Raw genomic sequence first — 11,826 nt, 5'->3', positions numbered from 1 at the left:
GCTTGTGCTACGGCCTGCGAAACCCTGTCGGCCCGCCATAGAGATAGCCTATCCGGGCGATGGCGTCCTTCAGGCCTTCGCGCGAGACCAGCATGGTGTGGCCGTTGGCATGAATCATGGTCTCGGCGTCGGTCATGACGGCGACATGACCTTTCCAGAAGACGAGGTCGCCCCGGCGCAATCCGGCATAGTCCGGGCCGGGTTCGAGCGGCTCGCCGACGCTTGCCGCCTGCATGTCGGAATCGCGCAGCACGTTTTCGCCCGTCATGCGCATCGCCAGTTGCACCAGGCCGGAACAATCGATGCCGAAGCCGGATGTGCCGCCCCACAGATAGGGTGTGCCAAGAAACGTCTCGGCAACCGCGACATAGTCGGCGGCGTTTTCTCCGATTGGCCTGAGGTGGCCAGCGATGATCGCTTCGCCCGACGGCAGGACGGCATAGTGCGTGCCGCGCGTCTCGGCGGCGCCCGTCACCGTCACCGTCGACCCCATCGACAGCTGTCCCGCGATCGGAAAGCGCAGATCCGGACCGGGATAGAGAAAGGTGCGGGGCACCGAGACGATATGGGTGGGTGCATGGTCGCGTCCGCCCAACATGGTGTTGGCGACATAGCCGACATAGCCGTCGCGTTCGGCCTGGATCCAGGCCCAGTCTTCGGCATCCTCAAAAACCAGCACATCGTCGCCGAACAGGGCTTGTGTGTTGATGCCGGCATCCGCACGCGGCGCCTTGCGGATGTCGGCCACCGAGGCCGAGATCCGCGCCGGCCGGCCGGCGACAAAGCGCTCGGCAGAAACCTCGCCTTTCAGCCTTGCGTCGGCAAGGTCGGAACGGAAGGCGTGGAGACGGGAATCGTGAGCGGTCAAAATCGGCAACCCTGTTGTATGGGCAAACGGTCAGATGGGCAGTTCATGGGCTCTGGCGATGATACCATCGCCGAAGCGCTCGACAAAGAGCGCGCCCTCGACCGTGCGTTTGATCAGCACGTTGCGCTTGTCGAGTTCGTCGCGATGGCGCGACACCAGCTTCAGCGCGCCCATCGTGTCGAGCGCGCGGGTGATCACCGGCTTGGTGACATTGAGGCGGGCGGCGAGCCCGCGCACGGTGTGCGGCGGCGGATCGAGATAGATGGTGAACAGGATCGCCGTCTGGCGCATGGTCAGGTCTGGCGCGTCGTCGCGCACCTGCGACAGCATCACTTGCTGCCACAGTCGCAAGGCCTGGCTCGGGCGCATCGCAATCGACATCGCGCCAGCATGACGGCAAATTGTTTCGGTTCCGTTTCAGTTTTTAGCGATTTGCCGGCTCTGCTTGCTACCACCCCATCAGCCAAAGCGTGTCGATATGATCCGCTCCAAAGCGCGAATGCCTTGCGCCTCACCACCCGCGGGGCCATGCGCACGGTCGGCGGGGTTCCAGGCAAAGATGTCTAAATGCGCCCAGCTCGCCGTCTTCTCGACAAAGCGCTTGAGGAACAGCGCCGCCGTGATCGAACCGGCGAAACCATCCGTGGTGACATTGTTGATGTCGGCGATCTTCGACGACAGTTTCGCATCGTAGGGCCGCCACAGCGGCATGCGCCACAGCGGATCCTCGACAGCCAGCGACGCCGCGGCGAGGTTCGAGGCCAGCGCCTCGTCGCCGGTATAGAAAGGCGGCAGATCGGGGCCAAGCGCGACACGGGCAGCTCCGGTCAGCGTCGCCATGTCGACCAGCAGCTGCGGCTCCTCGTCGTCGGCCAGCGCCAGCGCGTCCGCCAGCACGAGCCTGCCTTCAGCGTCGGTGTTGCCGATCTCGACAGTGATGCCCTTGCGGCTCGTCAGCACGTCTCCGGGTCGAAAAGCGTTGCCGGCAATCGAGTTCTCGACCGCGGGGATCAGCACGCGCAGCTGCACGTTCAGCCCGGCGGCCATGATCATCGAGGCCAGGCCAAGCACATTGGCGGCACCGCCCATGTCCTTCTTCATCAAGAGCATGCCGGATGACGGCTTGATGTCGAGACCGCCTGTGTCGAAGCAGACGCCCTTGCCGACCAGCGTCACCTTCGGCGCGCCCGGGTTCCCCCAGATCATGTCGATCAGACGCGGCGCGCCGGTCGAAGCACGACCGACGGCGTGGATCATCGGGAAGTTCCGCGTCAGCAGATCGTCGCCCTTGGTGACAGAGACTTCGGCCTTGTGAGCCGCGGCCAAGGTGCGCACCGCCATCTCCAGATCATCCGGTCCCATGTCGCTGGTCGGTGTGTTGACCAGATCACGGGCCAGGAAGACGCCATCGGCGATGCGGCGAACGCGCGCCGCGTCGACACCGGCCGGCACGTCGAAACGCAGCGCCTTGCCCGGCTTCTTGCCGTAACGGGTAAAGACATAGCCGCCGAGCGCCAGCGCGATTGCCGCGAGTTCCGGCTCGGCAGGAATGGAGGCGAAATGCCAGTCGCCTTCCGGCAGGGTTTTCGACAGTGCGCCGAGCGCGAGCGCGCCCTCCCCGTCGCCGATGCCGAACAGCGCGCCGGCAAGCGCGCCGTTTTCGCCGGGCAAGGCGAGCATCCTGCCTGCCTCGCCGGAAAAGCCGTTGGCCTTGGCCCAGCTGACCGCCGATGGCGCAAGGCCCGCGGCCTCGAGGCCGTCACGGGCCACCAGATGTACCGGCAGCGCACCTTGCAATTTCGTCTCGACGAGTTCGACAGGCATTCGATGTTCTCTCCTGCCGACCCTTCGCGAGTCGGCGCTTCTTAACTCTCCGTTAGGGTTAACAGAATATTTCTGCGGGAGGGAAGATGGCCACGCAATGGCCGCGCGCATGAATGGAGGCTTAGGTGTCGATGGCGACCAACCGCACAGTGAATGCCAGGGGAAAACGGTTCGTCACCACGGCCCTCATGCTGGCGCTCACGGCTGCCGTCGCCGGGTGCGGAACCAGCAGGATGACCACCGGCTCGATCGGTCGTACCAGCGGCAAGCCGCTGGACAGCATGTCGGCGGGAGAAGTGCACAATGCCACGGCCGCCCTCGGCCAGTCCTACTCCAGGAATCCCAACGACAAGCGAATCGCAACCAACTTCGCGGCCGCGCTGCAGATGGACGGCGATGCCGACCAGTCGCTTGCCGTGATGCGCAAACTGGCGATCGCCTACCCCAAGGATCGCGACGTGCTCGCCGCCTACGGCAAGGCGCTGGCTGCCAATAGCCAGTTCGAAGCGGCGCTCGACGCCGTGCGCCGCGCACAGACGCCGGAATATCCCGACTGGAAGCTGGTGTCGGCGGAAGCGGCCATCCTTGACCAGCTCGGTCAGAAGGACGATGCGCGCCAGCTTTACCGCAAGGCCCTCGAACTCAAGCCGAACGAGCCCTCGGTTCTCTCCAATCTCGGCATGTCCTATGTGCTGGAAGGGGATCTGCGCACCGCGGAAACCTATATGCGTTCGGCCGCCCAGCAGCCCAACGCCGACAGCCGCGTGCGCCAGAACCTGGCGCTGGTCGTCGGCCTGCAGGGCCGCTTCGACGAAGCCGAGAAGATCGCCTCGCAGGAGCTCTCGCCCGAGCAGGCACAGGCCAATGTCGCTTATCTCAGGCAGATGCTTGCGCAGCAGAATGCCTGGACACAGCTCAAGGATCAGGACAAGTCGAAGGCTGCAACCAACTGAGTGGACGAGCTACAAGGCTCCCAATTGAACAAAGAAGCCGCGCTGAGTTCAGCGCGGCTTCTTCGTTTGTCTCCGCGTGCCTCGCCGCTACTTGGCCGATGATGACGGATGATCGGTGCCGAAGATGCCGCGCTGGCTGACCTGGATGCCGGCCGGACCCAGGATGATGGCGAAAAGCACCGGCAGGAAGAACAGGATCATCGGCACGGTGAGCTTGGGCGGCAAGGCGGCGGCCTTCTTCTCGGCGGCATTCATGCGCTGGTCCCGGCTTTCGGCGGCAAGCACGCGCAATGCGTGCGCCACCGGCGTGCCGTAGCGTTCGGCCTGGACGAGCGCCTGCGACACCGATTTGACCGATTCCAGACCGGTACGGTTCGCAAGATTCTCATAGGCCTGCTTGCGTTCCTGCAGATAGGAAAGCTCGGCGTTGGTCAGGATGAATTCTTCCGCCAGAGCCACCGACTGCGCGCCGATCTCGTCGGCGACTTTGCGGAGCGCGGCTTCCACCGACATGCCTGACTCCACGCAGATCAGCATCAGGTCCAGCGCATCCGGCCACGCCATCTGGATCGACTGCTTGCGCTTGGTGGCGCGATTGTTGACATAGACGACCGGCGCGTAGAAGCCGCCATAGGCGACCAGGATGCAGACGAACAGCCGGATGACCAGGGGTTTGTCGGGCAATCCTCCGAGCACGAATATGTAGACCAGCCCCAGCGCGAAGCCGACAAAAGGCAAAACGAGGCGGAAAAAAAGAAACCGCGTCAGCGGGTTCTGTCCGCGAAAGCCGGCGACCTTGAGCTTCTGCAAGGTGCTCTCGTCGGCCAGTGCGCGCCGCAGGTCGAGCCGGTCGACAATGTTGCGCATGCCGACCGATTGTTGCTCGCGCAGGCCCTTGCGGCGGCGATCGGCCTCGCTTGCAAGCCGCGCGCGCTGCTTGGCGCGAAGCTCATCGCGCTCCAGTGCGACCGACTTCATGCGAGCCTTGAGCTGGTTTCCGCCGAATGCCGGCAGCAATGTAAAGACCGTCGCGAACACGGCGATGGCGACCAGCAGCGCGATCAGCAGGCTGGGGTCCGTCAGTGATTTGATGACTTGTTCGGTCATGCCGCGGCCCTAGACTTCAAAGTTCATCATCTTGCGCATGACCAGGATGCCGATCGACATCCAGACAGCGGCACAACCCAGTATCAGATTGCCAACGCTGGTGTTGAACAGCGGCATCAGATAGTCGGGGCTGGAAAGATAGACGAGAAAGGCAACGATGAAGGGCAGCGCGCCGATGATGGCGGCGGACGCCTTCGCCTCCATGGACAGCGCCTGCACCTTGGCTTTCATCTTCTTGCGATCACGAAGCACGCGTGAAAGGTTGCCCAGCGCCTCGGACAGATTGCCGCCGGCCTGCGACTGGATCTGGATGACGATGCCGAAGAAACTCGCCTCGGTGCACGGCATGGTTTCGGGCATGCGCAAGGTCGCGTCGGGGATCGAAATGCCCATCTGCTGCGAATCGACGATGCGGCGAAACTCCGCCTTCACCGGCTCGGGGGATTCGTTGGCGATCAGGCGCACCGCATCGTTCAGCGGCAGGCCGGACTTGACCGCGCGCACGATGATGTCGAGCGCGTTTGGAAATTCGTTGAGGAATGCCTTGACCCGGCGCGCGCGGCGAAACGATACGAACCAGCGCGGCAGGCCGAGCGCGCCAGCCAACAGCACGCCGGGCAAGACCAGCATCGGCGCGCCGACCACGAATGCGACCACCGTCAGCGCCAGACCGCATATGGCGGAATAGATGTAGAAACGCTCGATCGAGACCTTCATGCCGGCCTGTCGGAGTTGCGCCTTCAGCGGCGGCTTCTTGATGGCGCTGTCCTTGGTCTTCTGCTTCTCATCGAGTTCCTTCAGCGAATCCTGCACGGATTTCCGGCGCTTGGCCGCATCCGTCGCGCGGTCGCGCGTGGCCTTGACGATGGACCGGTCCGTCTCGGCGGTCTTGATGGTCTCCAGCCGCTTGCCAGCCTGTTTCTCGTTGCTGATCTGGGTGAACAGGAATGCATAGGCGACCGCGCCGGCACTGAAGCCGGCGAGTACGACAAACGCCAATACGGTGCCGTCAATTCCAAACATCGACCAGAACCCTCAACGCATCAGTCAGCGCGCTTCTCCATTGCCTCTAGCGCAACGGCGAGGCGCTGCTCCTCGCCGTAGTAGCGAGCCCGGTCCCAGAAATGCGGGCGGCCGATGCCGGTCGAGACATGCTCGCCCAGCAGCCTGCCGTTAGCGTCCTCGCCCTTGATGTTGTAGAGGACGATATCCTGCGTGATGATGACGTCGCCTTCCATCCCGATCACCTCGGTGATGTGAGTGATACGGCGCGATCCGTCGCGCAGACGCGCCGCCTGGATGATCACGTCGATGGAACCGACGACGATTTCACGCACGGTTTTCTGCGGCAGCGAATAACCGCCCATGGCGATCATGGATTCGATACGGTTCAGGCATTCGCGCGGGCTGTTCGAGTGGATCGTTCCCATCGAGCCGTCATGGCCGGTGTTCATCGCCTGCAGAAGATCGAACACTTCGGGTCCGCGCACCTCGCCAACGATGATGCGCTCGGGCCGCATGCGCAGGCAGTTCTTGACCAGGTCGCGCATCGTCACCTCGCCCTCGCCTTCGAGGTTGGGCGGACGGGTTTCCAGACGCACGACATGCGGCTGCTGCAGTTGCAGTTCGGCCGAGTCCTCGCAGGTGATGACGCGCTCGTCGCGGTCGATGTAGTTGGTCAGGCAGTTGAGCAGCGTCGTCTTGCCGGAGCCGGTGCCGCCCGAGATGACGATGTTGCAGCGAACACGACCGATGATCTTGAGCACTTCGGCGCCCTGCGGCGAGATAGCACCGAACTTGACCAGCTGATCGAGCGTCAGCTTGTCCTTCTTGAATTTGCGGATGGTAAGTGCGGTGCCGTCGATGGCGAGCGGCGGAGCGATGACGTTGACGCGGGAGCCGTCAGGAAGGCGGGCGTCGCAGATCGGGCTGGATTCATCGACACGGCGGCCAACCTGACTGACAATGCGCTGGCAGATGTTGAGAAGCTGCTGATTGTCACGAAAGCGAATGCCGGTCTGCTCGACCTTGCCGTTGACTTCGATGTAGACGTTCTTGGAGCCGTTGACCATGATATCGGCGATGTCGTCGCGGGCCAGCAATGGCTCGAGCGGCCCATAACCAAGCACGTCGTTGCAGATGTCCTCGAGCAATTCCTCCTGCTCGGCGATCGACATCGCGAAATTCTTGATCGCGATGATGTCGTTGACGATGTCGCGGATTTCCTCGCGCGCGGTCTCCGGGTCGAGCTTGGCGAGCTGCGAGAGGTCGATCGTGTCGATGAGCGCCGAGAAAACCTGGCTCTTGGTGTCGTAATAGGTTTCGCTCTTTTCGCGCTGGGGTCGCCTCGCCTCCGGCGCGATGGGCGGCGCCTCGACGGCGCGGCGAGCCGGCGGCGCCACAGCCGCGCTTGGCTGCATCGGTGCCGCGGGCCGGGCAAGAACCGCCGTGTCCGTCGAACCCGCGGGCGGCGGCACAGCCGGCGCCGGTGCCGGCTGGCGGAATTCCGGCGTGAACCGGTTGCCGTCGTCGTTGCCTCTTTTACCGAACATGATCGACTACTTCTTGTTGCGCGAGAGCTTGCCGAGCAGGCTGCCCAGGCCAGCCTTCTTTTTCATGCGGATTTCGCTTCGCCCGGTCAGCACATGGGCAATCTCGTTGATGATCGCGACAACCGGGTTCTTGGCATCCATCTCGCCGAGCATACGCCCGTTGTTGGCGGCATTGCCGAACAGCAATGGATCGAAGCCAATGACCGACATCGGCGTCAGGCCGAGCGGCTCGGCGAAATCGGACGGCGAAATTTCCGGCCGCTTGGGAACGCCTGCCTGGTTGATGATCAGCTTCGGCGGCGGGTCGTTGGGGCGAAGCCGCTTGAGCATGTCCACCATGTTCTTGGTGTTGCGCAGATTGGCCAGTTCCGGCGTCGCCGTGATGACGATCTCGTCGGCCTTGACCAGCGTGTTCTTGGCCCAGCCCGTCCAGATATGGGGGACGTCCAGGACCAGAAGCGGCACGCTGCGCTGCGCGGTGTCGACAAGCTGCGCAAAGGCATCGGGATCGAAGTCGTAGACGCGTTCCAGCGTCGAAGGCGCGGCGAGCAACGACAGGTGCTCGGCGCACTGCGTCAGCAGCCGGTCGAGATAGACTTCATCGACGCGTTCGGGCGAGAATACCGCTTCGGCGATGCCCTGTGCCGGATCCTGGTCGAAATTGATGTTGGCCGTGCCGAAGGCGAGATCGAGATCGGCGACGACGACTTCGGATTTGAACAGCGAGGACATTGCCCAGGCGACATTGTGGGCGATGGTGGAAGAGCCGACGCCCCCCTTGGCGCCGACAAAGGCGATCGAGCGGCCGATCGGTTCAGCCTCCGGATCGACGAAAATCGAAGACACGACACTGACGATGTCGGCCATCGACACGGGCGCAATGACATATTCGGAGATGCCGGAGCGGATGAGCTCGCGATAGAGACCGACATCATTGTAGTGGCCGATCACCACCACTTTCGAGGATGGGTCGCAGTATTCCGAGAGCTGGGCAAGCTGCTCCAGCAATTGCTTGGGTTCGCTGCGTGACTCCAGCAGGATCAGGTTCGGCGTCGGCGCCGATTGATAGAACTCGATTGCCGTGGGAACGCCGCCCATATGGACCTTGAGATGCGCCTTGGTCATGCGGCGGTCCTCGCCGGCGCGCTCGACCGGATTGGCAACGCCCTCGGTCTCGCAGAATGCCTGGATCGAGATGCGCGGAACCGGCCGCAACGCCTGCATCGCGGCGATGTCCTGCGGCGATGTATCACCGCCGTCCACGGTGGCGTCATAGGCAAGATTGCTCATGGTCATGCTCTTTTCCGTGGCTTCTCTTCCTCGAGGGCTCGGCTCAGTACTTCACTTCCGAATTGCCGAGGAATTCATCCGAAATACCTCTTGCACGATAGACATCGATCACCTTGCCGCGGTTTTCAGCGTCGATGGTGGTCTGCTTGCGCGGCCCGAGCAGATCGGCCGGGTTGGCCATCTGGGCAGCGAGATTGTTCTGATAGGAGCAGCCGAAGTCGGCATAGTGCTTGTTTTCCGACGTCTCGAGCAGATCCTCGGGCCAGCGTCCGCATTTGTCGGTCTGGGCTCTCACCGCGATATAGGAGACGCGAACTGGGGCCGATGTCTCGCTCGAGCCAGCCTGATAGGAAACCACGACGATCCGGTTGCGCTTGACCCCGCTGGCAACCGCGAGCCTGGCGAAATCACGGCCGGCCGCCGTCGCGGCAACCTCGTTGGCCGATCCGCTGGGAATCTGGATGGTCAATGTCGGCGCGGCACTCTTGTCATAGCCGTCAAGGAACCCGAGCAGCGTGTCGCGCTGCGAACCGGTCATGCCTCGGTCGCCGGCGCCGACGGGCAGGTCGATCTTCTGGTTCTTCTCCGCGATGACGATCGGATGGTTGGTGCGATAATCGTCCGGAATGGCGCCGACGGTTATGCTGTCGCGCTGCGCACACCCGACCAGCAGAGCGGTCATCGCTACCGCCAGAACCGGCAACACCGGCAGCCCGGTCCGCGAACGGCCGGCGCGCATCGTCGTGGCGATGGTCCTTGTGTTCAACGCTGACTGAGACATGTCCGCTTCCCCATTCACTTGTAGATGTAGCCGACAACGCCGTGGTAACGGCCGTTGGGCTTGTCGGTCTGCATGGTGCCGTAGACGCGATTGACCTTGCCAAGGAAATTGGCGGCGCCGTCGCTGGCGGGGTTGAAATTGTCGTCCGGCTTGGCGAGATCGTTGCGTGCCACCGGCTTCGCCAGATAGGGCGTGATGATGATGACGAGCTCGCTTTCGTTGCGCACGAAGTCCCTGCTGCGGAAGAGCGCGCCGAGCACTGGAATCTTCGTCAATCCCGGCAAGCCGTTGACGGCCTGCCTGACATCGTCGCGAACCAGGCCGGCGATCATCATGGAACCGCCAGAGGGCAGTTCCACCGTCGTATCGGCAAGGCGCTTGCGCAGCGACAGCATATTCGCGCCGGGGCTCGTTACGCCGTTAGAAAGCGCCACGGATCCTTCGGTCGTCGGCTCAGAAACCGAGGTTCTGACCTTCAGGCTGATGCGGCCGGGAGACAGCACCACCGGCTGGAATTCCAGGCCGATGCCATACTCGATCTTGTTGATAGTATAGGTTGTCAGGCCAGTCTGGTTATCGCTGGATACGTTCTGGGAGACGCCGGTTAGCAGGTTGTATTCGCCACCGACCTTGAACGTTGCCTTCTCGCCGGATACAGCGGTCAAGGTCGGCTCAGCCAGTGTCTTCATGACCCCTGACTGCTCCATGGCGTTGATATAGGCCATCAGTGCCGAGTTGCCGATGTTGAAACCTGAATGCGACAGCTGCTTACCCAATCCCGTGAAGTTGTCGCTGAGTGCACCATAGCTGATGCCGTTGCTGCCACCGTTGCCGACCATGTTAACGCCGAGCTGCTTCATCACAGAGCGGCTGACTTCGGCGACCGTCACCTTGAGCGTGACCTGGTCGTCGCCGATGATCTGCAGAAGGTTGACGATCTTCGAGACGCGTCGTTCCTGGTCGGGGTTGTTGATGTCGACGCCGCCCTGGGCCGAGCCGCCGGCCGCGGTCTGCGAATACTGCCCGGTCGTTGCTTCACCGCCGGAGACGAAGATCGTCGCCAGGTCGACCGCCCGCTTCGCGTCCAGCGGCGTATCGACCGTTCCGGTCAAGACGACGTTGTCGTTCAGCAGTTCCACCTTGACGTCCGAGGTCGGAAGGAAACGCCTGATATAGTCCTCCAGGCCGGCGACGTCGCGTTCGACGGCCAGGTCCAGGCTGGCGATCTGTTCGCCGTTCGGACCGAAGACGAAAATATTGGTCTCGCCGACCGACTTGCCGAACAGATAGATACGCCTTGCGGTGCGGGTCACCGCATCGGCAACGGTCGGGTTGGCGACGAGAATGTCGTAGGCATCGCTCGGCAGGTCTATGACCACCGATTTGTTGAGGCCAAGCTTGACGCGCTGCGTGGCTGTGGTGGCGGTCACGTGCGTGCTCTTCGCCTCGACGACGCCCTGCACATTCGTCCCGACGAGCAGCAGGCCGAATGCCGCGGCCACGATTGCCGGCAGTTTACCGCTTAGCCTCATTTCCTTGCCCCTACTTCGGAGACTTCGCCCGACTTGATCAGTCTCACCGTTCCCTTGCGGCCGTTGCCGGAAACGAGATAGTCGGCCTCGCCCACATTCTTTTCCTGGGTGTCCGCGACCGCGCGCAACGCCAGCGTCAGGCGATCCGCCATCTGCTGGGCGACGGTGATGATCTCCGCCTGCTTGGGCGTCAGCTCCAGCGTCGCGGTCTGGCCCACCCTGGTCTTCTTGCCTTCCTCGTCTTCCTGGATCGTCTGGTCGATCGCCAGGACGCGGATGTTCTTGAGGATGGTTTCGGTGTTGAAGCCGGTGCTGCCGCTGTTGGCATCCGCCCTGCGGGTCATGATGACGTCGACGAAATCGTTTGGAAGGATGAAGCCGCCTGCCGAAGTGTCGGCCGATATGGTCGTGGCGACCGCCCGCATCCCGGAAGGCAGGATGGACGACATGAAGCTCTGCCCCTCGCCAATCAGCTTGGAACGCCGCACGGGCTCACCCGCATACATCGGCACACGGGCGATCGACCCCTTCAATTTCTCCAGGGCGTCGGGAGCATTGGCCTTGGTGATGAAATTCGCGTTGACGCCGTCGGCCGGCCAGGATTGCCAGGAGATGTTGTTCTGAAGCGCGTTGCCCATCGCGACATCGCCCGAGAGCACAAGCACGTCCTGCAGGGGCACGGCGGGTGCCTGGGGGCCGGAATCGACCACGATCTGGGGTGGCGGCGCGGCGACCATGTTTTTCGCGACATAGCCAGCACCACCCGCCGCGGCCACCGCCACGCTCAGAATAATCAGTCGGGATGCTGGCATCTGTCCGAACCTCGCCCTTGGCAAACCACGTAGCCAGGCCGGACTTTGCAGCGGCAATCGTCAAAACAAGGTTAATGTAATGCTTACGATCGTGATTAATTTAAGGT

The 11,826-nt window shown here is 62.9% G+C and carries 11 protein-coding genes; 1 reads left to right on the top strand and 10 read right to left on the bottom strand.

Annotation, left to right across the window (positions count from 1 at the left end):
- Window positions 1–7 precede the first annotated feature (7 nt).
- The 3 genes from MAFF_RS22960 to MAFF_RS22950 all read right to left on the bottom strand — a co-directional run bounded on the left by MAFF_RS22960 (window position 8) and on the right by MAFF_RS22950 (window position 2,692).
- Window positions 8–868 (bottom strand): NlpC/P60 family protein, encoded by an 861-nt coding sequence (locus tag MAFF_RS22960; RefSeq protein WP_044551174.1) that lies wholly within the window; start codon window positions 866–868, stop codon window positions 8–10.
- 30 nt (window positions 869–898) lie between these two features.
- On the bottom strand, window positions 899–1,249 hold the full coding sequence (locus MAFF_RS22955) for a MarR family winged helix-turn-helix transcriptional regulator (protein ID WP_010913361.1): 351 nt from the start codon (window positions 1,247–1,249) through the stop codon (window positions 899–901).
- Window positions 1,250–1,327: 78 nt separating this feature from the next.
- A complete protein-coding gene (locus tag MAFF_RS22950) occupies window positions 1,328–2,692 on the bottom strand; it encodes a leucyl aminopeptidase family protein (RefSeq protein WP_080511915.1) in 1,365 nt (454 codons plus the stop codon).
- A gap of 131 nt (window positions 2,693–2,823) precedes the next feature.
- Here MAFF_RS22950 and MAFF_RS22945 point away from each other — a divergent pair, with 131 nt between their 5' ends.
- On the top strand, window positions 2,824–3,645 hold the full coding sequence (locus MAFF_RS22945) for a tetratricopeptide repeat protein (protein ID WP_044548885.1): 822 nt from the start codon (window positions 2,824–2,826) through the stop codon (window positions 3,643–3,645).
- An 87-nt stretch (window positions 3,646–3,732) separates the two neighbouring features.
- Here MAFF_RS22945 and MAFF_RS22940 read toward each other — a convergent pair whose 3' ends face one another.
- From MAFF_RS22940 to cpaB, 7 genes are read right to left on the bottom strand one after another with little or no spacing between them, the layout of a single operon-like run.
- Window positions 3,733–4,752: a type II secretion system F family protein gene (locus MAFF_RS22940; protein WP_010913358.1), complete on the bottom strand. Its 1,020-nt coding sequence runs from the start codon at window positions 4,750–4,752 to the stop codon at window positions 3,733–3,735.
- A gap of 9 nt (window positions 4,753–4,761) precedes the next feature.
- Window positions 4,762–5,775: a type II secretion system F family protein gene (locus MAFF_RS22935; RefSeq protein ID WP_010913357.1), complete on the bottom strand. Its 1,014-nt coding sequence runs from the start codon at window positions 5,773–5,775 to the stop codon at window positions 4,762–4,764.
- A 20-nt stretch (window positions 5,776–5,795) separates the two neighbouring features.
- Window positions 5,796–7,304: a CpaF family protein gene (locus MAFF_RS22930; RefSeq protein WP_010913356.1), complete on the bottom strand. Its 1,509-nt coding sequence runs from the start codon at window positions 7,302–7,304 to the stop codon at window positions 5,796–5,798.
- A gap of 6 nt (window positions 7,305–7,310) precedes the next feature.
- Window positions 7,311–8,600: an AAA family ATPase gene (locus MAFF_RS22925; protein WP_032932922.1), complete on the bottom strand. Its 1,290-nt coding sequence runs from the start codon at window positions 8,598–8,600 to the stop codon at window positions 7,311–7,313.
- A 37-nt stretch (window positions 8,601–8,637) separates the two neighbouring features.
- Window positions 8,638–9,375 (bottom strand): CpaD family pilus assembly protein, encoded by a 738-nt coding sequence (locus MAFF_RS22920; RefSeq protein ID WP_044548883.1) that lies wholly within the window; start codon window positions 9,373–9,375, stop codon window positions 8,638–8,640.
- A 14-nt stretch (window positions 9,376–9,389) separates the two neighbouring features.
- Window positions 9,390–10,907: a type II and III secretion system protein family protein gene (locus MAFF_RS22915; RefSeq protein WP_044548881.1), complete on the bottom strand. Its 1,518-nt coding sequence runs from the start codon at window positions 10,905–10,907 to the stop codon at window positions 9,390–9,392.
- On the bottom strand, window positions 10,904–11,719 hold the full coding sequence (gene cpaB / locus MAFF_RS22910; protein WP_010913352.1) for a Flp pilus assembly protein CpaB: 816 nt from the start codon (window positions 11,717–11,719) through the stop codon (window positions 10,904–10,906). The genes MAFF_RS22915 and cpaB overlap by 4 nt, the downstream gene beginning before the upstream one ends.
- Window positions 11,720–11,826: the final 107 nt, after the last annotated feature.

Origin of the sequence: Mesorhizobium japonicum MAFF 303099 (assembly GCF_000009625.1) — a bacterium.
Classification (GTDB): Bacteria; Pseudomonadota; Alphaproteobacteria; order Rhizobiales; family Rhizobiaceae; genus Mesorhizobium; species Mesorhizobium japonicum.
Note: the sequence above shows the minus strand (reverse complement) of the source record. Positions and strands in the feature narration are given on the sequence as shown.

Coding starts and splice junctions, on each gene's coding strand:
- MAFF_RS22955 (WP_010913361.1), bottom strand. CDS start 1,249: ATGTCGATTGCGATGCGCCCGAGCCAGGCCTTGCGACTGTGGCAGCAA.
- MAFF_RS22950 (WP_080511915.1), bottom strand. CDS start 2,692: ATGCCTGTCGAACTCGTCGAGACGAAATTGCAAGGTGCGCTGCCGGTA.
- MAFF_RS22945 (WP_044548885.1), top strand. CDS start 2,824: ATGGCGACCAACCGCACAGTGAATGCCAGGGGAAAACGGTTCGTCACC.
- MAFF_RS22940 (WP_010913358.1), bottom strand. CDS start 4,752: ATGACCGAACAAGTCATCAAATCACTGACGGACCCCAGCCTGCTGATC.
- MAFF_RS22935 (WP_010913357.1), bottom strand. CDS start 5,775: ATGTTTGGAATTGACGGCACCGTATTGGCGTTTGTCGTACTCGCCGGC.
- MAFF_RS22930 (WP_010913356.1), bottom strand. CDS start 7,304: ATGTTCGGTAAAAGAGGCAACGACGACGGCAACCGGTTCACGCCGGAA.
- MAFF_RS22925 (WP_032932922.1), bottom strand. CDS start 8,600: ATGACCATGAGCAATCTTGCCTATGACGCCACCGTGGACGGCGGTGAT.
- MAFF_RS22920 (WP_044548883.1), bottom strand. CDS start 9,375: ATGTCTCAGTCAGCGTTGAACACAAGGACCATCGCCACGACGATGCGC.
- MAFF_RS22915 (WP_044548881.1), bottom strand. CDS start 10,907: ATGAGGCTAAGCGGTAAACTGCCGGCAATCGTGGCCGCGGCATTCGGC.
- cpaB (WP_010913352.1), bottom strand. CDS start 11,719: ATGCCAGCATCCCGACTGATTATTCTGAGCGTGGCGGTGGCCGCGGCG.